At 70.9% G+C, this 20,407-nt stretch carries 24 protein-coding genes; 11 read left to right on the forward strand and 13 right to left on the reverse strand.

All coding sequences use genetic code 11. The features are described 5' to 3' along the window. Positions 1 to 212 precede the first annotated feature (212 nt). The 7 genes from L942_RS42130 to L942_RS42135 all read left to right on the forward strand — a co-directional run bounded on the left by L942_RS42130 (position 213) and on the right by L942_RS42135 (position 3,521). Positions 213 to 560 (forward strand): hypothetical protein, encoded by a 348-nt coding sequence (locus L942_RS42130; RefSeq protein ID WP_051166208.1) that lies wholly within the window; start codon positions 213 to 215, stop codon positions 558 to 560. Between the two features lie 27 nt (positions 561 to 587). Beyond that, the gene (locus tag L942_RS24620; protein WP_037364704.1) at positions 588 to 1,004 is read left to right on the forward strand and encodes a hypothetical protein; all 417 of its coding nucleotides are present in this window, start codon (positions 588 to 590) and stop codon (positions 1,002 to 1,004) included. 40 nt (positions 1,005 to 1,044) lie between these two features. After that, positions 1,045 to 1,287, forward strand: a complete 243-nt coding sequence (locus L942_RS24625; protein ID WP_037364706.1) for a hypothetical protein — start codon at positions 1,045 to 1,047, stop codon at positions 1,285 to 1,287. A 42-nt stretch (positions 1,288 to 1,329) separates the two neighbouring features. Beyond that, positions 1,330 to 1,494 (forward strand): hypothetical protein, encoded by a 165-nt coding sequence (locus L942_RS44435; RefSeq protein WP_158684533.1) that lies wholly within the window; start codon positions 1,330 to 1,332, stop codon positions 1,492 to 1,494. Continuing rightward, positions 1,491 to 1,847, forward strand: a complete 357-nt coding sequence (locus L942_RS24630; protein WP_037364708.1) for a hypothetical protein — start codon at positions 1,491 to 1,493, stop codon at positions 1,845 to 1,847. Before L942_RS44435 ends, L942_RS24630 begins: the two co-directional genes overlap by 4 nt. Before the next feature lie 407 nt (positions 1,848 to 2,254). Next, positions 2,255 to 2,698, forward strand: coding sequence for a hypothetical protein (locus tag L942_RS24635; RefSeq protein ID WP_037364711.1), 444 nt, complete (start codon positions 2,255 to 2,257; stop codon positions 2,696 to 2,698). Between the two features lie 76 nt (positions 2,699 to 2,774). Further along, positions 2,775 to 3,521, forward strand: a complete 747-nt coding sequence (locus tag L942_RS42135) for a hypothetical protein (protein ID WP_051166209.1) — start codon at positions 2,775 to 2,777, stop codon at positions 3,519 to 3,521. A 180-nt stretch (positions 3,522 to 3,701) separates the two neighbouring features. Here L942_RS42135 and L942_RS24645 read toward each other — a convergent pair whose 3' ends face one another. The 3 genes from L942_RS24645 to L942_RS24655 form a co-directional block, all read right to left on the reverse strand. Continuing rightward, a complete protein-coding gene (locus tag L942_RS24645) occupies positions 3,702 to 4,001 on the reverse strand; it encodes a hypothetical protein (protein WP_158684534.1) in 300 nt (99 codons plus the stop codon). After that, positions 3,998 to 4,255 (reverse strand): hypothetical protein, encoded by a 258-nt coding sequence (locus L942_RS24650; protein ID WP_037364715.1) that lies wholly within the window; start codon positions 4,253 to 4,255, stop codon positions 3,998 to 4,000. The genes L942_RS24645 and L942_RS24650 overlap by 4 nt, the downstream gene beginning before the upstream one ends. 90 nt (positions 4,256 to 4,345) lie before the next feature. Next, positions 4,346 to 4,930 carry a hypothetical protein gene (locus tag L942_RS24655; RefSeq protein ID WP_037364717.1) on the reverse strand — a complete coding sequence of 195 codons (585 nt, stop codon included), beginning with the start codon at positions 4,928 to 4,930 and terminating at the stop codon, positions 4,346 to 4,348. 776 nt (positions 4,931 to 5,706) lie between these two features. On the opposite strand from L942_RS24655, the gene L942_RS24660 reads away from it, so the two are divergent. From L942_RS24660 to L942_RS24675, 4 genes are all read left to right on the forward strand, one after another. Then, entirely contained in the window at positions 5,707 to 6,138 is a 432-nt protein-coding gene (locus L942_RS24660; RefSeq protein ID WP_037364719.1) for a hypothetical protein, read from the forward strand. Between the two features lie 160 nt (positions 6,139 to 6,298). Continuing rightward, positions 6,299 to 6,805 (forward strand): hypothetical protein, encoded by a 507-nt coding sequence (locus L942_RS24665; RefSeq protein WP_037364722.1) that lies wholly within the window; start codon positions 6,299 to 6,301, stop codon positions 6,803 to 6,805. 1 nt (position 6,806) lies between these two features. Beyond that, on the forward strand, positions 6,807 to 7,610 hold the full coding sequence (locus L942_RS24670) for a hypothetical protein (protein WP_051166210.1): 804 nt from the start codon (positions 6,807 to 6,809) through the stop codon (positions 7,608 to 7,610). 10 nt (positions 7,611 to 7,620) lie between these two features. Next, positions 7,621 to 8,121: a hypothetical protein gene (locus tag L942_RS24675; RefSeq protein ID WP_037364724.1), complete on the forward strand. Its 501-nt coding sequence runs from the start codon at positions 7,621 to 7,623 to the stop codon at positions 8,119 to 8,121. Between the two features lie 26 nt (positions 8,122 to 8,147). On the opposite strand, the gene L942_RS24680 is transcribed toward L942_RS24675, so the two are convergent. The 10 genes from L942_RS24680 to L942_RS44440 form a co-directional block, all read right to left on the reverse strand. Continuing rightward, entirely contained in the window at positions 8,148 to 9,155 is a 1,008-nt protein-coding gene (locus tag L942_RS24680; protein WP_051166211.1) for a M23 family metallopeptidase, read from the reverse strand. A gap of 10 nt (positions 9,156 to 9,165) precedes the next feature. Continuing rightward, entirely contained in the window at positions 9,166 to 10,107 is a 942-nt protein-coding gene (locus tag L942_RS24685; protein ID WP_051166212.1) for a replication-relaxation family protein, read from the reverse strand. A gap of 54 nt (positions 10,108 to 10,161) precedes the next feature. Then, the gene (locus L942_RS24690; RefSeq protein WP_051166213.1) at positions 10,162 to 11,583 is read right to left on the reverse strand and encodes a type IV secretory system conjugative DNA transfer family protein; all 1,422 of its coding nucleotides are present in this window, start codon (positions 11,581 to 11,583) and stop codon (positions 10,162 to 10,164) included. Between the two features lie 26 nt (positions 11,584 to 11,609). Beyond that, a complete protein-coding gene (locus tag L942_RS24695; RefSeq protein WP_037364726.1) occupies positions 11,610 to 12,848 on the reverse strand; it encodes a hypothetical protein in 1,239 nt (412 codons plus the stop codon). Next, on the reverse strand, positions 12,845 to 14,725 hold the full coding sequence (locus L942_RS24700) for a VirB4 family type IV secretion system protein (protein ID WP_037364729.1): 1,881 nt from the start codon (positions 14,723 to 14,725) through the stop codon (positions 12,845 to 12,847). The genes L942_RS24695 and L942_RS24700 overlap by 4 nt, the downstream gene beginning before the upstream one ends. Before the next feature lie 4 nt (positions 14,726 to 14,729). Then, a complete protein-coding gene (locus tag L942_RS24705) occupies positions 14,730 to 15,725 on the reverse strand; it encodes a PrgI family protein (RefSeq protein ID WP_063695800.1) in 996 nt (331 codons plus the stop codon). 23 nt (positions 15,726 to 15,748) lie between these two features. Further along, positions 15,749 to 17,443, reverse strand: a complete 1,695-nt coding sequence (locus tag L942_RS43875) for a conjugal transfer protein TrbL family protein (RefSeq protein WP_063695801.1) — start codon at positions 17,441 to 17,443, stop codon at positions 15,749 to 15,751. A gap of 369 nt (positions 17,444 to 17,812) precedes the next feature. After that, positions 17,813 to 18,184, reverse strand: a complete 372-nt coding sequence (locus L942_RS24725; RefSeq protein ID WP_037364740.1) for a pilin — start codon at positions 18,182 to 18,184, stop codon at positions 17,813 to 17,815. Between the two features lie 184 nt (positions 18,185 to 18,368). Then, positions 18,369 to 19,226 carry a hypothetical protein gene (locus L942_RS24730; protein WP_235079384.1) on the reverse strand — a complete coding sequence of 286 codons (858 nt, stop codon included), beginning with the start codon at positions 19,224 to 19,226 and terminating at the stop codon, positions 18,369 to 18,371. Positions 19,227 to 20,034: 808 nt separating this feature from the next. Continuing rightward, positions 20,035 to 20,241 carry a hypothetical protein gene (locus L942_RS44440; protein WP_158684535.1) on the reverse strand — a complete coding sequence of 69 codons (207 nt, stop codon included), beginning with the start codon at positions 20,239 to 20,241 and terminating at the stop codon, positions 20,035 to 20,037. Between the last annotated feature and the right edge of the window lie 166 nt (positions 20,242 to 20,407).

The raw sequence follows: 20,407 nt of genomic DNA on the forward strand, positions 1-20,407 counted from the left end.
GCCTGCGCGCGCCTGCGCGCGCCTGCGCGCGCATTCGCGCACGTCACGCGCCCGGCGCGGCTAGGCAAAAAACCCCGAAAAAGTCCGCGCCGGGCTATTGCGTGCCCTATCACACCGAGCTAGCGTGGAAATATCAGCGGGAACGGAAACCGCAAAAACCGAACAACTCCGCATCCGCCCGAAATATGCCCGAACGACAAACGGGAAAACACATGAGCACATACGCCCAATTTCTGACCGGGCTCAATGGCACCTGGCTCGGCACCCTGCAACGTGACAGCTACCCCGCGGGGGTGGCCGCGGTCGGCCCCGGGCGGCTAGCCCTGACCGCTACCGACCCCGACACCTTCCGCGACGCGGTCGAAGACCTCCTGGCCGTGTGGGAAGACGAGGGGCACGGCGCCGCGATCTACCCGCGGCATCGTGACGACACCCCGCCGCTCGACACCGACTACGCCTACGCCTTCGACGGCGCGAAGGTTTGGATCCGGAAACCGGACCACACCTGGGTCCTCGCTGCTGACCACCCCGGCGTCAAGGCCGCACTAGGTCGCAAGTGAGTCCACAGTGGACAGTTAGGAGAAGTCATGACGAAGATCATGTTCGACTACTTCCGGGTACTCGAAGGCTACGAATTCGAGCCCGACGACAACGGCGAAACGTTCCGCAGCCCCGGCGGCCAGGTGTCGGTGACCATCACCGACCGCGAGGGCTCGCTCACCGTGACCGCGCTCACCGGCGACCGCGCCCGGCTGATCCGCTGGACCACCCTGATCAGCGGCGCGCCCGCCGAGGTGCTCGACGCCACCCTGCGCGCGGCCGAACCCGAACTAGCCAACTACGTCCATAGTGGACGGACGACAGCGTCCGCGCGCCCCGGCCGACACTGGACCAACCAGGAAATCGTGGCGGCGCTGACCCGGATTGCCGACCGCAGGTACCCGCGTGCGCACCCCCGTCCGCCCGCCGACCCAACCGGACAGATTTCAGCGCACGGCATCTGAACCTATATGTCCACAGTGGACAGAACGAGGTGTAGTAACCATGAACGAGGCGTTCAAGGCCGGCATGAAGGCGCTCCGTGAGCACATGGCCCGCGAGGTCGAGAAGGCGCCCGTGCCACCGGACGACGTGCTCGCCCGCACGATCACCCGGCGCGACGTCCGGCAGTACGACGTCTACTTCATTTGGGGGCCGGGTCGGGATATCGCTAGCCGGAACGATTGCGGGCACGGCTACTATCTGACCGATTCGTGCCCCGGCTGCGACGCCGACGACGACAACTAGATAAGAGTCCACAGTGGACCAAAGCTAGAAGGGGCGGCACCGATGACTACCGCGGAAAGCAGCGGCGCACCTGTAACCGCGGCCGACATCACCGACACCGTCATCCAAACCGTGCGCCTGCTGTGCGGGCACGAGTTTCGCTACCGGATTACCGAACGCTGGCGGATTCCGGATTCGCGCGAATCGGCGTGGCATGGCGCTGTGTGACGTGCGACCCGACCGGCGACACCAAACCGCGGATCGCTGCCGTGCACAACGCACCGGCGACCGATCACGCACCCGGGGTCTACCCGTGCGGGGCTCCGCTGCCGCGCACCCGGCGCGTGCCAACCCGGGACCTGCGCCGCGGGATGCAGCTCCTGCTGCCACACGTTGTGGACCTCGGGCGCCCGGTACGCACCGTCGCCCGTGTCACCGAGAACGGCATGGTCAACCAGCACGACGAGCTGCTCGTCAATGTGCACTACGCCGAACCGGCCGACGAGAACTGGGGCGCCGCGAACAGCGGCTGCTGGAACTCGGAATGGTACGTCATCGAACCCGGCACGCCAGCGCGCTAGTCGCCAACCACATGCGTCCACAGTGGACCATTGACCGCCACTGGAGGGCGACCACGTGACCACAAACACCACCACCCAGGAAATCACTCCGCAGGACTACGGCATCCATGTTTCGTGCCCCACGGGGGTACCTGCGCGCCGCCTACGGCCAACCGGCGGCCGTCGCCTACTACGCAGGCCGCTCGTGGGTCGCGCGGCCGATGACCGATTTCCGACCCGATCAGCCCGGTCCGCACGGCCGGTGGAAGGTTCCCGGTCACGAGGTGACCGCCGACACCTATGAGGGCGCCTTCGCCGCGCTCGGCTTCCCGCGCGATCTCGACCTCGACCGCCCCGGGACGTGTAGCGCAATCGCAATCCGTAGCCGTAGCCGTAGGTCCACAGTGGGCAACCGTTAGGAGGTCTCCATGATCCGCAGTGCAGCGATCTACCTCGGGCGTGACCCGGTCGACACCATCTGGCTGGACACGATGTACGCGGCCAACATCCACTCCGAGCGGGTGTCGCTCCTGGTCGCCACCCTCGACTCCGGCCGAGACGCGCTGGAGGCCACCGACCTCGGCGCCTATCTCGCCGGTGTCACCAGCCTTGCAGACGAATGGCGTGACCGGTACGGCTCCGTCGACTTTCCCGCCTGCACCGTCCTGTCATCCCGGCAGCCCACCTACAGCCTGACCTACGGCGCCGGGCGCACCTGGGTCCGGCGCGGCACCGACCCTTGGCACCGGGCGACCACCGACCCGGCCGGGTCGCCCGAAACCTGCGACGACTTCAACCGCGTGCTCGCGTTCTTCGAAGGTGTCCCGGGCGACCCCTGCGAGGTATTGCTCCGTGAAGAAGCCTGCCGCTAGCGCACCGCGCGGCGCCGAACGTACCAACTCCGCAATCCTTTGTATGTCCATAGTGGACAGAAAGGCGTGATGTGCCATGACGAACTATGCCGCCTTCTACGTCGGCAGGGGTGAGAACGCCGAGTGGATCGGCACCGTGCGGGGCGACGGCGTACCCGGTGGGTTGGCTGCGGCAGAGGCCGGGCACCAGCCCCTCGACGCCACCAGCGAGACCGCCTACCGCGCTGCGGTCGCCGCGTTCCTGCGGGTATGGGAACAGTGGGTCGACCATGCCTACGTGCCCGACGAGTCCGACCCGAACGACTACAGCGAACTGGCCGACCTCGCGTATGCCTTCGACGACGGCCAGGTATGGACCCGCCGCACCCTCACCGACCCGTGGGAACCGGCACACGGCGCTTCGACGTCGTCGCCCGTTTCTGACCGCACCACGGCCGACACCGACGCGACATTGCCGAGCGTGCAGCGGGGTGATCCGGTGCCCGGTGGCGTGACTGTAGTCGCGGTCGAGTCCGTCGGCCCCGGCAGTGTGGACGGCTGCTGGGATTGCGGACGGGCGTTCACCAGGGGTGAGGTGGTGGTGCGGGTGTGCGAGGTCGCCGCGCCGGAAGAGCGGTACGTCCTGCACCGGCACTGCGTGGGGCTGCGCTACCTGGACCGGCCCCGCTATGTGCCGGTGCGCGAGCACGCGCAAACCTTCGCCCGTGTCGGCCGGGCCGTGGATGCCCTGGCCGAGCTGAGCGTTCCCGGCGGTGAGTTCGAGACGCTGATCGATGAGCTGGCCGACTCCTTCGGCGTGCTCCGCGCACTGGTGGAGGTCTGACCCGGCTGTGATGGCGCGTCGTGCAACGCGGCCACGCCTGGCATCCATAATGGACCGTGGGCTCCAGGTGTGGCCGTGCTTGCCCTTGCCCTGTTACCGGTCACGGTCGCATTTCGCGTGTCGGTAGACGTGCTGCTACCCCGACGGCCCGCGGTGGGCCGTCGGGGTAACGGTTCGCCTTTACGCGGTCCAGGTGAAGCTGGCGGGGCTGTCACCGTCCTCGGTCGGGATGATGGTGATCGTCCAGAGCCAGTCGCATCCCACATTGCCGGGCAGCTTGCGGTGGTCGTAACGGCGCCCGCAGCGCATTGTCAGGGAACGGTCGGGTACCAGCCAATGGTAAGCCAGCAGGGCGACGTCGACCCAGGTCCGGCACCCGCAGCACGGGTAAGTCAGCACGGCGTACCGGATCCTGTTGCGGCGCAAGAGCACGGCGGGCTCGGTGGTGGTGTCGCCGCGCCGGTAGGTGCGGCGGGTCACCGCTGCCACCCCCGTTCGACAGTCGCGTAGGTGATCCACTCGCTGCGGATGTCCTCGACCAGCCGACCGGTCTCGCGGTCGTGCACGCTGATCCGCGACCCGATCCCGATCACCGGCCCGGACACCCGGCGCGGCACGTCTGCGGCACGGTGAGCCTCGGGGATCGTGGCCACGACGGCGAGTTCGTCACCGCGGTCGGTACCGCGGTGGGCCGCCCGCAACAGGGACAGCGGGTAGGGCGGGGTGAGCTGCATAGGAAAGTCCCTCCTTCGACGGGGTATCGACTGGAATGCCGGACCGGGGCGCCGCCGGGTCGTCGGCGGCGCCCCGGTCCGGGCGGCGGGTCAGTCGGCGGCGAGCTGGTAGCGGCGCGGCTCCCCCTGGGTCAGCGCGACCGTGCCGTTCTCAGCGAGCTTGTCCAGCGCGTTGCGCACGGCGCCGGAGGATCGGACCAGCTTGCGGCCGATCTCGCCGGCGGTGTAGGCGTTGTCGCGCCGATCCGGCTCGGACAGGAAGTCCTCGACCAGGCCGTGCAGCGCGCCCTTGGGCAGCCTGCCGCTCGGCGGCGCGTCGGTGACCGACTTCGCCGTAGCGGCCTTGGTTTCGGCGGTGTCGGCCTTCTTCCGCCGCGGCGCGGTCGTGTCGCGCTTGCGGGGCTTCGAGGTGTCCTCGACCGGCTCCGGCGGTGCCCAGCGGGCAGCGGCCTTGCGCCCGTCGTTGTCCTCGTCGGTCAGCCGCACGGCCTGCCCGTCGGTGGCCCAGACCGCGAGGAGCTTGGTCGCGGTCGACCCGCCGATGCCTGCCAGGTCGGCCAGCTCTCGGGCGGTCTTGCCCGGGTTGCGGCGCAGCGCGGTGCGCAGCTTGTCCGCGGCTGACGGGCCGCTGCTGCCGTTCGTGGTGGCCTTCGCCGTCTTGGTGGTGCGTGGCATGACGATGCACTCCCTTGAATCGGGTTGGTTGTGATGGTCATGCCCCCGGGGGCTTGTAGCCCTCCGGCGCGCTACCGGGGTTGTTCGGGCCACGCGTCCATCAACGCTCGATCCCCGGGCGAAGTCAACGGGTCCGTCCAAACAAGACGGACGTCTTCCTGTGGCGCCCGTTTGTGACCGGTCGCCGTAGTTGGCGACGTTTGGTCACTACGGTTGGCGAATGGCATGTGCGGCGGCCAAAGACAAAGGCATGCTTGACATCTACCCGCAGATCGAGCGTGGATGGAACCCGCAACGCATCGCGGCTCGGTTCCTAGTCGAGCCAATAGACCCAGCAAACGAGAGTCGATGTAAAGCCGAACACCTTGCGGAGGCAACAGATGATCAAGCTACGTACCTGGACCTGTGGCGATCCGGAGCCGTACCCCTGGCCGGACCTTCGTGACCGCCAAGGGCGCAAATGGGTCTCGTGTCCAGCGGGTTGGCATCTTGACCAGTCCGATTCGGGCGGTGCCCTGTGTGTCGGCTGGGCCACGTTGACGAAGCTGCATGGCCCGCTCGCCGAGGAACCTTCATGCGGCGTCCGGTGACAGCACGCCACGCGAGAATCGATTCGATGGACTTCGTCCGCCAACTGCCGTGACCAAGCTCCGCGAAATATGGCGACCTGGCACACCAGGTTTCCGTTGTGCTGCTTGACATTCCGGCACGAGTCGAGCGTCCATGTTGACCGCGCGGGAACCGCGCAACACCTCCACGGAAAGGACACCGCAACCATGCTGGACACCGCCCCCGCGACCGAGAACGGACACCCCGTGGATTACGTGATCGGCGATCATTTCGACGACACGGCGACCCTGCCGCTGTCCGACGTGGCCAAACGGCTCGAACGCGACATCCTCGACGTGCAGGGCGATGACCTGATCGTCCGCGAGGCCGCGTTTGATGTCACGGCCGCGGATTCCGGCCCGCATGGCGTCGTGCGCGTCGCGGTGTCCGGGCTGGCGACCGCTGCCGCGTCCGCCGGGACCGATAGCGACGTCATCTGCGACACGATCCAGAGTGTGTTCGAGCTGGCTAGCAACTACAACCGGGTCGAGCGCCTGCGGCCCGACCAGTGCCGGTTCATCCTCGCGGTCGACGTCATGTCCGACTGCGACGGCATCGTCGGCGGGTTCATCGGAACCATGCGTTTCCACGATTGGTGACCCGACTCCGCGTGCCGGTGGTCGCCGTTCGAGGCGAACGGCGACTACCGGCGCCTACTGCCCGCGTTTCGTTGCGACGCTTGACATTCCGGGCCGAGTCGACCGTCCATTCGGTGGTCGGAACACCCCGGCGCCCACGACACGGAAGGAACACCGACCCATGAATGCACCCCTGTTCGCCACCTTGACGGTGCGCGCCGGCGACTTCGACGTGCACGGCACGTTCGGCTCGCACGGCGACGCGGCGGTGGCCGCCGACTGGCTGACCGACGAGGACACCTTCGCGCGCCCCCTCGTGTTGCACCGGCCGGACGCCGACCCGCTGACCACCCACGCCACCGCCGACATGACCGGCGACGTGATCGAGCTGCCCACCGTGGTCGCCGACCTGCTCGCCGCCCACGACACCGACCCGGACACCGCGGGCGCGGTGGTGGTGTCGCTGCTGATCGACCCGCCCGCCCGGCGGCTGGCGCTGTTCGTCGGCCCGTTCGCCACCGTCACGTCGGCGCGGGCCTGGATCGCCAAGGCGGCGGGTGCCTCGCGGTCGGGCACGTACCGGGCGGGGCTGCGGATTCACCCGCTGCGCCGCACCGACCTGGTCCCCGTGGCGACCGTGGCACCCGGGCCGGACACCGCGCCGGGCATGGCCGAGGAGGTGGCCTGACGTGACCGTCCGGCTGGAGGTCGCCCCCGCCGCACCCGTACCGGCGGACAGCACACGCAGCCTCGCGGACCTACGGGTCGCCGAGGCGCTGGGCCACGAGGCCGCGGTACTGATCGCCGATGGCGGCATTCAGGCGGTCCCGATGCGGATGCCGCCCGGCGCCTGGGCGCTGCTGGTCACCGCCGCGGACCGGCGGGCTGCCAACGGCGAGGTGGTGCTGTTCGCCGGGCAATGGTGCGAGCACGAGTACCCGGCGTCCGGGTGCGATGGCGACCTCGTCCTCCGGCTGGCCCCGCCCGCAACGACCGATGCCGACGACGCGGTGGCCGTGCGGCTCGCGCTGGCCGACCACGGCCGGTGGATGCCCGCGGGAATGTGGCCTCGCCTCGGCGGCGACTGGCCCGCCGTGGTGGCCCCTGCCGCCGCCGCCATCATGGGCAGCTACATCGACGCCGCGGAAGCCGACCCGCCCGCGCCGCGCCCGATGCGGGTGTTCGGCAACCGGTCGGTGGCGCGAGTCGGCGTGCGTGACCTGCTCGACGCGGGCCTGCTGGACGCCGGTGACGAGCTGGTCTACCGGCGGCCCGGTCTCGGCGTGCACCGCACCGGCCAGGTGACTGCGCAGGGCATGCTGCGACTGGACGACGGCCGCCTGTTCACCACGCCCTCCGCCGCGACCACCGCGCTTGGCAGCCCGCACCAGAACGGGTGGGCCTTCTGGTGCCGCGCCCGCGACGGCCGGACCCTTCTCGACCTCCGCAACGAATACAGGTCCACTATGGACGGACGCCGTGCCGCGGGATGAGGTGCCCCGCATGACCCCGGGCGCGGCCTGCCGAGTGTCCACACCGGACGCGAAGCGGGCCGTGCTCGCCACCTTCCACCATCCGCACTGGACCGCCCCGGTTCGTGAGGCGCCCGGCCTGCTCCGCCATCGGCGCCACGACTGCGAACTGCGCGTGCGTGCCTCCGACGGGGTGGTGTGCTACGTCGCGTTCCGCACCGCCAGCGAACCCGCCAGGCCGCGCCCGGCGCGCGTGCGGGCCGCACCGGCACGCCGACGCCGACGCGGCGGCGCCGGAACCGTCTGGCCCACCACCTGGCGCGAACTCCGAGCCCGGCTGCGGGCGACCGGATGCGGGCTGACCCGCCGCGGAAAGCACTGGCGCGTCGCGTTGCCCGGCGGACGGACCTACACCCTCCCGTGTACCGCGTCGGACCACCGCGCCCTGCGCAACGCCGCCCACGAGCTGGCCGGACTCGGCGTCGACCTTCGTCGGCCTAACGAACAACGCTACCGACGCGCGGCAGGCTGACCTCGTGTCAGGCGGATCATGGGTGCTCATCGAATGCCGCCCGGATCTCGCTGTGTCGCTTGCGGGGCACACAGCGGTGGTCCGTTCTGCTGCTGGTAGAAGCCAGCCGGGTCGACGGGTTGTCCGCCGGGCTCGACTTGGAAGTGCAGGTGCGGGCCGGTGGACTCGCCGCGGTCGCCGACCTCGGCGATTGGCTGTCCAGTTTGGACGGGCTGGCCGACGGCGACGAGGTTGCGGTTGTTGTGGCCATAGGTGGTGATTACCCCGCCTGTGTGTTCGATGCGAACCCACAGGCCGTAGCCGCTGGCCGGGCCGGAGGCGATCACGCGCCCGCCGCTGGCGGCCACGATCGGGGTGCCGATCGGTTCGGCGATATCCTGCCCACGGTGGAATTCCCCGCCCCGTGGCCCGAAGCCCGAGGTGCAGCGCCCCGCGACCGGGGGCACCCACCCTCCGCTGCTCGGTGGAACTGGGGCAGGGGCGCAGGCCACGCCGGTCAGCGCGCCGACCATCTTCCGCGCGACTGGCTCGAATTTGGCGTATCGGTCGGGGAAGCCGGAGGCTTGCACGGCTTGCGCGGCGGGTGCGAGTCCCATCTGTTGCCAGTTCGGCAGCGCGAGCAGGTGCCGGTAGAACTGGGTGGCGGCGTAGGTGGGGTCGGTGACTTGCTGCGCGCTGCCCCAGCCCATCGAAGGGCGCTGCTGGAACAGCCCCAAGGAGTCCCGGTCGCCGTAGTTCAGGTTGCGGAGCTGGGACTCGGTGATCGCGGTAGCGACCGCGATCACCCATCCATACTCGGGGACGTTGAGCTGTTTGCCGACGGCGAGGATGGTGGCGGCGTTGGCTATCTGGTCGGCGCCGTACCCGGCCACGCTGCCGGTGGGTGTGCCGGTCGTCGCGCAGGCGATGACCCCGCCTTCGCCGCCGCTGGCCCCGTCGGTGCCCAGGACCGCGCCGAGGGTGGCGGAGAGGAGCAGTACTGGCGCGAGGGCCACGCAGCCTGCGGCCACGGCGATTTTCACGCTGGCTTTCACGCGGTCCTCCTCATCGGTCGGCGGGGGCTCGGGTGCGGGCGAGGTCGGCCAGGTGCTGGCGCTGGCGGGCGTGCAGCGGCAGCCAGATCGGCCCGGCCGGGGTGCGTAGGTCGTCGGCGCTGGCGGTCGCGATGTGCCACGGGACGTCCCCGTCCGCCAGCGCGGGGCCAGTTGCGTCGGCGGCGGCCAGCCGGTCGCGCAGGTTGGCTTCACGGGCGGGCGAGTGGAGTCCGAACAGCACCCAGAACCCTTGGCGTTGCTGGGTTTTCCGCGCGGGGTGGGGGCCGCCCGCGCGGGCGAGTTCGGCGTAGCCGTCGAGCTTCTCCACTACGCGGGTGAGGGGTTCGGTGCCGGTGTCGTGCTCGTAGCAGGCCACGAGCTGGACGCCGTGCTCGCGGTAGACGAGCAAGGCGTCGGGGCGGGCGAGTCCGCCGCAGTCGGTGGTGGCGGAGCGTTCGCTGTGCCAGAGCCGCAGCTCGGACTCGTAGCTGTCGCGGGTGTGTGCGGCGAGTGCGGCGACGACGTCGTTGATGCCGAGCAGGTGCGCCAGCCGGGGGTCAGTGGCCAGGCGCAGCACTTGCTCGCGGACGCTGTTCGGCCGGGGCGGGGCGAGCCCGCGCATGGCGGCGAGCACGCCGTGCCCGGCCACGCCGAGGGTGTAGCGCCAGCCGGTGAGCGCCCCGTTCGCGGCAGGGTGACGGAACCGGTCGAGCACGTGCCAGTGCCACAAGGCGAGTAGGCGTCGCTGCGCCCGGTTGAGGTTCGGATACGGCAACAGGTCGGCGATCTGGCCGCTGGTGAGGACGCGGTGCTCGTCCAGCAACCGCAACAGGGTCCGGTCCCGCTCGGTGAGCCGGGATGCCAGCTCGACCGGGTCGGCGACCCCGCCCCGGTGGCGAATCCGCCGAGGCGCTCGAGCTTTCGTCTCGGGCATCTTTCCGTTGTCCGACATAGGAATCCTCCAGTAACGGCTTGCGGGGTGGCGACCGGCGACGTGGGGGTGCAGTCAGTCGAGGTCGCCGTCGAGATCGATGTCGGTGTCTTCGTGCGGGGCGCGGGTGGCGAAGGTGCGGCGGCTGCGAGCGCGGTCGCGGGTCGCGCGGTCAATGCCGTGGGCGCGGGCCGCGGCGCGCAGTTCGTCGGCCCGTCCGTCGATGACCGGGGGCGGGGGTTGGGTGCGCAGCGTGAAGCCGGTGGTGTCGCGGTTGTCGACCGACAGCCGGCACGCGGCCTGGTAGCGGGCCAGCCGAGTGAGGTCGCCCGCGTCGAGGTGCGGGCCGACGTGCGCGGCCAAATGCCGCGCGTCGTCCGGGCTCACGCCGAAGAACAGCTTGTTGCGGGCGTTGGCGTCCAGCGCCTTGGCCAGGCTGGGGGTGAGCTGGTCGAGGTGCTGGTGGGCGAGCACCCAGCCGACGTGGTAGCCGCGGGATTCGGCCAGTGCGTCCCCGAGTGGGGTCGGCAGGTTCAGGAAGTTCTGCGCCTCGTCGATCAGGATGGTGGCGTCGGCGCGGGTGTGCTCGGGTTGGTGTGAACGGCCGATCGCGGTCTGCCACAGCGAGGCCACCAGCAGCGACCCGACCAGCCGCGCGGAGTCTTCACCGAGCTCGCCCTTCGGTAGCCGGGCAAGCAGGATCCCGCCGTCGAGCACGTCGGCCGGATCGAAACTCGATGTGGCGGTGCCGAAGAGGTCAGCGACGAACCGGCGGGCGGTGACCGCGCGCAACTTGGACAGCACCGGACCCGCCTGCTGGGCCGCGGCCGAGGGGGTGAGCTTGTCGTAGGCGCTCCAGAACGCGCCGATCCCGGTGGGGTCGCTGCGCTTGATGCGGCGGGTGGCCTCGTTGCGGAAGCGGGAATTGGTAAGCAGCAGTGGAATGTCGGCCAGGGTGGAGCCTGGCCGCCCGGTGAGGGTGTAGGCCGCGGCACGCAGCGTGTCTTCGACCCGCGGCCCCCACCACGAGGAGTAGATGCGGTGCAGTGTGGACACCAGGTGCTCGGCGACGGTCTCCCCGCCAAGCCCGGCCGGGTCCAGCACGTTCAGCGCCGCAGGAGCGACCTCTTCGTCGGGGTCGATGAGCACGAGTCGCTCGCCGGCCTCGTGGGGCATCCGGTCGAGCAGGTCTCGGATGAGGTCGCCGCGGGGCTCGATGACGGCGACCCCGCGTCCGGCTTCGATGTCGGCGAGTGCGAGGTGCAGCAGCTCGGTCGACTTGCCTTTGCCGGTGGTGCCTGCAATGTGCAGGTGGTGGCGGGCGTCGACCACGGGCAGCACGACCTTGCGCGCTGGTCCGGCGTCGGTGATGCCGAGAGGTTTCGGTGTGCGGCGGCTCCGGTCACTGGCCGGGCGCAGCGTGAGCCGCGCCGGGCCAGCCACCTCCGCGGAGTCCGTGCCTCGGACCGTCGATGCGGGCTTCTTGTTGGTGGGCAACGACAACTCCTCTCGCTGCGGGGGAGTCAGAGGCGGCGGGTGGTGTGCGGGGGCGCGGGCACGCTGCGGGCCTGGCCGCTGGCCAGGGCCTCGGTGCGGGCAGGCAGGTGCGCGAGCGCCGCCAGCTCCCCGGCGGACAGCAGCGCCCCGCGGCGCAGCCGCCGCGCCGCGATCACGACCCGGGGTTTGGGCAGGCGGTGGCGGGCCAGGGCGTTGCGCCCGGCCAGCACCGCGAAGGCACCGAAGAGCGAGTCGGCGATCCCCCGGACTCGGTCGGCGGCCTGCGGCCCGTGGGCGGTGGTGGCGGCGTAGTAGCGCAGCGCGACCTCCCACTGCGGCTGCAGTTTCTTCGCCCGGATCTCGCGCAGTTCCTCGGTCTGCTGCGGATCAAGCCGCCGCGGCGACCGTTCGCTGGTGCCGTGGGTGGCCGCGGTGGACGTGCTGCCGGTGACGATCTCCATCAACTCGCGCACCAGCACCGACACGAAGCTGGCCAGCGCCGAGCGACGTCCCGGGCGAGCGGAGTGCAACCGGTCCACGGTGCGGCGGTAGCGGCGGAGCCGTTGCCCGACTGCGGGGCGGGCCAGGATTTGCACCACTGCCGACTCGCCTTCGGCGAGCTGGCCGGTCACTGCTTCCAGTGCCCGTAAAGGATCGACCGACTCGTCGCGCGGGTCGGGTACGCGCAGCGGCAGATGCTCGGGCCGTTCCGGGCGCACGGTGCCCCCGGTGACCACCAGCCCCGTCTTGCCCGCAGGCGCCGACTCGCCGTTCTGCGTAGGCGTGGTCGGGGCGTGGTCGAGGACGAGGGTGCCGGGCCAGGCGGCGCGCAGCGCGGCGTCGATCCGGGCGGTCGGCACCGGCCCCGGCAGCCACAGGCGAACAGCGAGATCCTCGCCCGGGGCGAGGTGGTACTCGACGGCCAGGTGCGGCACCCCCGCGAATAGGCGTTTCCAGCGGGGCGGGGCGAGGCCGGGCAGGTCCCACCACAACCGGCGCGCCCCGGCCACCGCCGCAGCGGGGTCGAGTCCGGCCGGGGGCAGCACAGTCACCACCCGCGCTCCGACGTACCAGCGGCGTCGCGCCGTGCGCCGCAACCTCACCACCACGGCGGCGCAGGCGGAGGCGAGGACGACGAGCGCGATCAGCAGGGCGAGATGCTGGGTCGCCCACGCACAGGCGCGTTCCCAGACCGTGACGAGCGCGCCGGCAATCCCGGACGTAGGGTTGGTGATCGAGGCGAAAGTGTTCGATGGTGTGCTCATGGTTCGAGGTCGTCCTCCTCGTCAGCGTCCAGTTCGGCCAGAGCCTGTGGGTCTGTCGTGATCAGCTCGTCTTCGGCATCGGAAGCCAAGGCATGGAAGGCAACTCTGTTGGTGCCGGAGACCAGGAGCGCTTCGCCCGGTCCCGCCGCGAGTAGGTAGGCGCGTTCCCCATCGCTGAGGCGGAAGGCGTCGGCGATGGTGTCGATGGCCTGGGGGGACTGTCGCAACAGGACTTGCGTGGAGGCGTTGGACACGATCGCCCTGCCCAAGTCGCTGGAGAGAACGTCCCCGGCGTCCTGGGAGACGAATGCCAGCCCGGCCCAGTACTTGCGCGCCGACTTCGCCAGCCGGTAGAGGAACTTCGCGGCTTCGGGCTGGTGCATCAACAACCACGCCTCGTCCACCACGACCAACCGGCGACGCCGGTGGTGCGGATCGAGCACGCGCCGCCACACCGCATCCAGCGCGATCAGCGTCCCGACCGACTTCAACTCGTCGGGCAAGTCCCGCAACGAGATCGCCACCAGATGCCCGTCCGGAGAGCGCGTGGTCGGGCCGTCGAACAAGCCAGAGAACGAGCCCGACACATACGGCGCCAGCCGCGCCGCCAGGTCGGCCCCGGCCGGGTCGCCGGTCTCGGTGCTGTCGTCGGCGAGGACGTCGGCGAGGTCCGCGAGCAGCGGCGCCGGGCGCGTCCAGGTGCGGCGGTCGGCGGTGATGCCGACCCGGGCGTAGGTGGCGGTGACCGCGCGGTCGAGCACCGCCCGCTCCTGCGGCGTCAACGGCTCGCCCAGCATGACCGCGAGCAGCGTGTGGATGAACAGCGACCGGCGGGTCAACGCGTCCGGGATCCGCTGCGCGCCGGGCGGAAGGTCGAACGGGTTCAACCGCACGCCGGGTGCGCCGAGGTGCAGGTAGGTGCCGCCGACCGCCTCGGTCAGGCGCTGGTATTCGTCTTCGGGGTCGATGACGAAGACCTGCACCCCGACCTCGCCTTCCGGGGTGGGCCGGTGCGGGTCCGGGTACAAGCTGCGTAGGGCTTCGAGCTTGGTGAAGTACGACTTTCCCGCGCCGGAGCGCGCCAACGTGACGGAGTTGTAGTTGTCCTGGCCCCAGCGGTCCCACAACACCAGGCCGTTCGAACTGGCGTTGACGCCGTACAACCGGCCGGTGAGCGGGGCGTGTGGCGACGGGTCCGCAGCGGGTAGGTCCGGGCTGGTGAAGGGGAAACTCGCGGCGAGCGCGGGGGTGTCGAGGGTGCGGCGCATCCCCAGCAGGTCCACCCCGAGCGGCAGGGTGGAGGTCCAGCCCTGCACCGACCGCCACGCCGCCGGTTGCGCGTCCAGCAGCAGCGACGACGCCAGCGACCGCACCTCCTCGACCTCGGCGTCGAGGTCCTCCGCGGTCGGGGCGTGCACCGTGAGATACAGCCCGACTCGGAACAGCTTCGACTCGCCGCGGGCGAGGGCGAAGGCCATGTCCGCGGCGTCGGCTGCGGCGGCCTCGGTCTCCGGGTCGTCCAGCTTGCCGTCCCGTGCCGCGGAGCGGCGCGCGGACTCCAGGCGGCCCTGCTGCTTGCGCAGCCGCTTCGCCGCGGTGGCCGGGTGGAGCGGGTCGATGTGCAGCGCGACATCGAGTCGTCCCGGGTAGGACAGGAGGGGCTCGAGCCACCCGGCGCCGACTTCGGCCGGGTAGCCGGTGATGGCGAGGGTGGCGGTGTAGCCGTCGCCGACGCGCAGCCACCGCGGTCCGACCTCGACCGCGTCCGGCCCCGCCACCGCACCCGCACCGGTCCCGGCCGAGCCGGACGACGGGGTGCGGCCGAGCGCGCGGCGGGCGGCGCGATGCAGCAGGGCGAGCGTGTTCTGTGGGCTCATCGCTTTAGACCTCCACGTCCTCGGCCGCATTGGCGGCGGTGTTGCTCTCGGCGGGGTGAAGTAGGGCGGGGTGGGCGGTGACTACGCCGGAGGCGGTGCCCGCCCGGGTGGCCTGCGGCCCGCCGTTGGGGTCGGCGGCAGCGCCGAGCACGGCATGGGTCTGGGCACCGTCGAGCGGGGCCACCACGACCTCGCAGCCCCGCAACGCGCGAGCCGCTTCCTGCGCGCGCCGCGATACGGTCTGCGCCGCGCTCGTGTCGCGGCCGTGCCGTCCGGTGGCGGGTTGGCGGAGAACGACCGTGACGTGGCGGCGCAACAGGTCCCGGCTGGCCGACAGTTCGCGCAGGAAGTCCACGTGCCCGAGACAGGCTTGCTCCAGCGCGGGGTGGGGAAGCCCGCCGGCCTCGTCGGCGAGCACATCGAGATACGGGTCGAGGTCGAGGCGCTGGGCACGGACCACGATCTGCACCGGACCCGAGAGCGAGTGCAGCCAGCGGGAGAAGCCGCCGATGAGACTGTTCTGTTCCCCGGCGGTGCGCAGCCCGAAGTTCACCGTGGAGCAAGCCGCGGCGTGCGCGGTGCCATGCTGCGGGCCGAGGTCGATCGCGCCCTCTGTCGAGATCGCCTCCGCGGGAAGTCGCAGCGGCGCGGGCAGTGGCCCGGCCTTCGCCGCGACCCACGCCGGGGCGTCCGGCACGGTGTCACCGCGCACGCTGTCAGCGGGCACCAGCCGCTTCGGACTGCGCCGCTGCTTGAGCGCGGCCAGCAGCCACGCATCCAAGGTGAGTCCGTCTCGGCGCACGGTCACCACCGCGAACGCCAGCCCGGCGATCGGGATCGCCACCGCGGCGAACACCACCGGCGACACCAGGGTGTGCGTGGACTGGTACAACCCCCACAACACCAGTCCGGTGACGGCGAGGATCGCGGTCTGCCGCGCGGTCAGGCCGAACACGATCTTGTCTGGCTTCTCCACATCGGCGGGCACCCGCGCCGACATCGGTACCTCCTCATCGCTGCGCATCAGCGACCCCCTTTCTTCGGGTTCCGTGGTGTGGGCTTCGCTGCGGCACGCGGCGCGCCCGGCTGCCGCACCGCACCGGCGCCATTGCCCGCGCGTGCGCCGCGGCCTCCCGCGCTCGGGGTGGACGGCGCGGCACCGGGTGCTTGGAACGTTGGCGCGTGCACGTGGGGCGATGGGTTCCGGCGTGCCGCCGGGGCCGGGCCGGTGCTGCGCGCCTGTGCGCGGGGCATGGTCCGGTCGCGGGCTTGGCTCGCGGTCGCCGGGCGTGGCGCCCGAGACGACCCCGGCGACCGCGTCCCTGCGGTGGCAGAGCGGCGCCGGGAGTCCGGCGAGCCCCAGCGGGTGGACTCGATCGGTGGCGCCACGCTGGCCACGGTCGGCGTGGTCGACATTGGTGCGGGTACGTACGCGCCGGAGGTCGGAGTGAACCCGCCATCGCTGAGCGGTTGCTTGCGGTCGCGTGCGTCGCGGGCCATGCGGGCGGGCGCGGCCCACGCCTGGGCCGCCCGCTGCCGCGCCGCCCGCGCGGCACCGTGCGCCAACCGCTGCGCACCCGAGCCGACCGCCGCGCCAGGACGGCGACGGGGCGCCGCGCCGCCGGGACGCGGGCCAGGGGCTGGGCCACGACCCCGCGGCCGTGCCGGTGCGCCGCCGGAACCGCGACGACCGGACCTGCCACGCGCCGCGGCGGCACCCGCGCCCTTGCCGACGCCGAGCATTCCCAGGCCCTTGGCGAGCAGTGCGTACTTCACGATCGAGGCGATTGTGGAGCGACCGCCGAGGCCGACCTGCTGCATCACCCAGGACGGGATTTTGATCAGGATGAACAGCAGGACGCAGGAGATGACCAGATTCATCAGCCCGCCCGACACACCGAGCAGGTCCGAGTTGCCGGGGCCGGAGGTGCCCTGGACGAAGAACACCTTCACGAACACGATCAGCGTGATCGCTTGCAGGATCTGGATGGCCAGCACGCCGAACAGCGCTCGCCACCAGAGCTTGGCGATGCCTTCGGTGTAGGGGGATGCGTGGCAGACCAAGGCGAGTGGTCCGGCGACGACGATGACGATCGTGATGGTCAGCCGCAGTACGTACAGGGCCAGCAAGACGACGGCCAGGATGAGCACGACGAGGGCGACGAGGATCATGAAGATCCCGCCCTGTTCGAGCTGGCGGTGGATCTCGTCTTTGACTCCGCTGGTGATGCCGCCTGACGAGTCGCCAGCCAGGATCCCGGTGGCGATCCCGTTGACGAAGGTGATCGCGAGTCCGATCAGCGACAAGCTCGCGTTGACGGCGATGAAGCCGACCACGATCCGCGGCAGCGTCTCCTTGAGCGTGACCCGGGTTTGCAGCGTCTCGTGGCTGGCGACGACGATCCCGCCGACGACCACGAACAAGATGAACAGCGAGTTCGCCACCCACCGGGTGATGTCCCACAGCTGCGAGATCTGCGGGTTGCCCGCGAGGTCCGGGGTGGTCATCGAGGTTCGGCCGACCAGGTCGAGCACCGGGTCCATCGCCGAGGTGACCAGGTTGGTGAACCACTTGTTGATCGCCTGCCCGGCCTTGCACACGACGTCGAGCCACCCGCAGTCGGTCGACCCGGATTGCGGCTGCGGTCCCTGCTGCTGCGGCGGTGGTGGTGGTGCCACCGGGTGCGCCGGGTCGACCACGATCGGAGGCGGTTGCACCGGGGTCGACGGCGGCGGGATCGGCGGGTTCCACGTCGGGGGCGGCCCACCGGGGGTGGGCGGTGGGGGAATCTCGCTCGGCCAGTCCGACCCGGGAGGCAGCGGCAGCGGTACCGACGGGTCCACCGTCGGCGTTACCGGCGTCGGTGTGGGCGGAGGGGGCGGGAGCGGGATCTCCGGCCCGGGGGTGGACACGGGCGGCAGGGGCAGCACCGGTGGCTGCGCGTGCGCCTGCCCGGCCGAGGCACCCACGAGCGCCGCAACGAACGCGCACACCAGCCCCGCCAGGACCGCGACGCGCAGCCGTGCGGCCACGCACCGAGCCCGGCGTCGAGTAACGCTGGTGGCCGAGGTGATGGTCGTCATCGGTCAGCCCACCAAGCCCTGGAGAATGTTGACGATCAGCGGCGCGAGCATCGCCAGGCCGTAGCCGATCAAGGCGTTGCGCAGACTCTTCTTCGCTCGCTCGACCTCGCCCGGATCGCCGTCCGCGGACAGGTAGCGGACACCGCCGACGGTGAGGAACAAGGTGGCCAGACCGACCAGCAGACCGATCAGGAAGTTGCGCAGGTTGGTGATGACCTGATCCAGCGAGCCCGGGGGCGCGGCGACGACGAGCGTGTCGGCTGACGCGGGCGTGGCGGCGACGAGCAGCACCACAACGACGGCGCCGAGGAGGGTGACGGTGCGTAGCGTGCGTGGGGGCGTCTCGCGCGGGTGGCGCGGCGATCGCAGAGACATCCAGGATCCCTCCCGAGGACACCGGTGGCGGGTGGGCGCGGTGGCGGTGAGGGGAATCAGGGAGCCGGTCACCGGCCCAGCGGCCTGCTGTGCCCAGCGGATGCGGCGGTGGCGGACACCTGCCGTGGTGCGCGTCTGCCCGGTTCTCGACCTGATTCCCCTCACACTGTTCTAAAGGGGGGTTTCAGGCCGATTTTTTGCAGGCGGAGTCCGACTTTGTTCGCGGATGTTCCGACTTTTTTGGCGCACGCTTGGCGTCGAGCCAGGAAATGAGCGCGGACTCGGCCCTTTTCCGCGCGCGAAACACTCGGAAATACGACTCGCCCAGTTCGTCCGCAGCCTCGTGCAGGCGCATGTCCTCCAGGCGGGTCGACAGGATCAGGGAAGCTTCGTCGGCGGTGAGCACGCCCTCGCGCACCGCCTCGGCGAGCACCAGATCTTCGTGTCCCTGATCGGGCTGGCGTGGTTCGAGCGACTCCCACTGCGGCCTCGTGCGGGTGGCGTAGTCCCACTCGGCCGCGCGCACCGTGGCACCGGCGATCTGGGCTTCCCGCACCAGCCTTCGGGCCAGCGACCCCGCGTCCGGGTCGATCGTCTTGAGCCGGGCGGTGAACCCCGCCAGCACCTCGGAGTCGATGTCGTCAGGGTCGCCGGTGTAGTCCTTCATCAGCTTCCCGGCGGCCTTGCGCAGACCGGGCAGCGCGACGCCGACCGCGCCGAGCACCCACGCCGCGCCGTCGGTCTGGGCGGCGATCACGAGTTGACGCCATACCGCCTCCCGCGCGGTCTTCGGGGTCGCCCGAGCCAGCAGTACGTTGCGCAGCTCGACTAACGGCACCCGTCGCCGCGGAAGCCCGTGCCCGATGCGGGCGCAGTTGAGGGCGAGCGGGTCGGGGCCGGTGCACAACAGTTGGAACGCCGACTCCGCGGCGTTCATCGCCGAGGTGGACTCGACCGACTCGTCGCTGGTGTCACGAGTGCGGCGGCGGTCGACACGGGATGGCCCGGGGCGGGGGGCGTCCGGGGGTGGTGTGGTCGGCATCGGGGGACTCCCTTGTGCGAGCCGATCCACCCGATACAGGGGCGGGAACGGCGTGAACGTGACGCCGTCCATGCCGCCGGAGACCGCTTGCGCAAACCTTCCCTGTTGATCTTGAAATCGAGGGTGCAAGGAATCCGCAAGGGGGCACCCCGACCGCTGTGTACCCGGACTCAAATAGCCGTCTGACCTGGGGTGCAAGGAATCTGTAAGGGTGTGTCGCGCGGTGCCTGAGTGAGCGACCAGCTCCACGAAAAAATCTTGACTACCTCGGTTGCCGCGCTGCGTGCAGACCGGTTGCACTCGTATGCGGGCAAGCGGTCGGGCCGCGGTTGAAGTGGTGCCGCGGGTGGTCAAGCTCGGGTGGTCAACGACCCCCGCGACCGCTCGCCCGGCACCCCGCGGTCCGCGTCGGCAGCACTGTCGGTCGAGCCGGTGACCGCGCCGCGCTGAGTACCCGGCGGAGGCCGCGCACGAGCCCGCCGCGCAGCCGACGCCGCGCTTTTCCGACCGCGTGCGCGGCCCCGGCTGCGTCGGGTGTGGCGCTGCCAGCCAGCACCTCGGGTTCGCGGCCAGCGCACCCCTCGGCGCCGCCGGCGCACTGCGGGCGCCCCTACGCCGCGTGTTGGCGACCGGATGACGCCGGGTAGACGCTCGCGTCCCGGGCGCCGCGCACCGCACGGGCCGCTCCTGGAGGTGTTGGGTGTCGAGGCCCGCTCCTCGTGTCCCGCAGCGCGAGTGCGCTCGGCGTGCACCGCGTCGAGCTCGCACCGGCTCCAGAGGCAGTCGGCGGTGGCCGAGCCCGGCGCAGTCATCGACCCGGCCGCTGCGGCGCGCGCACCGGCGTGCCGCGGCGCGTGGGTGGCCAGGACTCGACGACGCCGACACCTCTCTGCTGCCCGCGGACCACGACGCCGGTCACCGCTTCGCGCCGAGCTGGCACGGCGCCTTCGGTCTCGATCACCGGACGGTCAGCAACGACCGCGACGACACGAGCGAGCGGCGACGGTGCTGCCATGGCAGGGGTACCACGCCGGCCCCGAGCCTTCGCAGCTCGGGAGAAAAAGTTGGGACTCGTCTGCAAAATCCGGCACGAAAACCCCCCTTTAGAACTATGTAAGAGCCCGCAACCGCGAATTGCGAGGACACTCACGATGGGCGTTGTTCCTGTCTCGCCGGAATCC

The sequence above is a fragment of the Amycolatopsis orientalis DSM 43388 genome (genome assembly GCF_000411975.1).
In the GTDB taxonomy this organism is placed as follows: domain Bacteria; phylum Actinomycetota; class Actinomycetes; order Mycobacteriales; family Pseudonocardiaceae; genus Amycolatopsis; species Amycolatopsis orientalis_D.

Coding starts and splice junctions, on each gene's coding strand:
- L942_RS42130 (WP_051166208.1), top strand. CDS start 213: ATGAGCACATACGCCCAATTTCTGACCGGGCTCAATGGCACCTGGCTC.
- L942_RS24620 (WP_037364704.1), top strand. CDS start 588: ATGACGAAGATCATGTTCGACTACTTCCGGGTACTCGAAGGCTACGAA.
- L942_RS24625 (WP_037364706.1), top strand. CDS start 1,045: ATGAACGAGGCGTTCAAGGCCGGCATGAAGGCGCTCCGTGAGCACATG.
- L942_RS44435 (WP_158684533.1), top strand. CDS start 1,330: ATGACTACCGCGGAAAGCAGCGGCGCACCTGTAACCGCGGCCGACATC.
- L942_RS24635 (WP_037364711.1), top strand. CDS start 2,255: ATGATCCGCAGTGCAGCGATCTACCTCGGGCGTGACCCGGTCGACACC.
- L942_RS42135 (WP_051166209.1), top strand. CDS start 2,775: ATGACGAACTATGCCGCCTTCTACGTCGGCAGGGGTGAGAACGCCGAG.
- L942_RS24650 (WP_037364715.1), bottom strand. CDS start 4,255: ATGCAGCTCACCCCGCCCTACCCGCTGTCCCTGTTGCGGGCGGCCCAC.
- L942_RS24655 (WP_037364717.1), bottom strand. CDS start 4,930: ATGCCACGCACCACCAAGACGGCGAAGGCCACCACGAACGGCAGCAGC.
- L942_RS24660 (WP_037364719.1), top strand. CDS start 5,707: ATGCTGGACACCGCCCCCGCGACCGAGAACGGACACCCCGTGGATTAC.
- L942_RS24665 (WP_037364722.1), top strand. CDS start 6,299: ATGAATGCACCCCTGTTCGCCACCTTGACGGTGCGCGCCGGCGACTTC.
- L942_RS24675 (WP_037364724.1), top strand. CDS start 7,621: ATGACCCCGGGCGCGGCCTGCCGAGTGTCCACACCGGACGCGAAGCGG.
- L942_RS24685 (WP_051166212.1), bottom strand. CDS start 10,107: ATGTCGGACAACGGAAAGATGCCCGAGACGAAAGCTCGAGCGCCTCGG.
- L942_RS24695 (WP_037364726.1), bottom strand. CDS start 12,848: ATGAGCACACCATCGAACACTTTCGCCTCGATCACCAACCCTACGTCC.
- L942_RS24700 (WP_037364729.1), bottom strand. CDS start 14,725: ATGAGCCCACAGAACACGCTCGCCCTGCTGCATCGCGCCGCCCGCCGC.
- L942_RS24705 (WP_063695800.1), bottom strand. CDS start 15,725: ATGTCGGCGCGGGTGCCCGCCGATGTGGAGAAGCCAGACAAGATCGTG.
- L942_RS24725 (WP_037364740.1), bottom strand. CDS start 18,184: ATGTCTCTGCGATCGCCGCGCCACCCGCGCGAGACGCCCCCACGCACG.
- L942_RS24730 (WP_235079384.1), bottom strand. CDS start 19,226: ATGCCGACCACACCACCCCCGGACGCCCCCCGCCCCGGGCCATCCCGT.
- L942_RS44440 (WP_158684535.1), bottom strand. CDS start 20,241: ATGGCAGCACCGTCGCCGCTCGCTCGTGTCGTCGCGGTCGTTGCTGAC.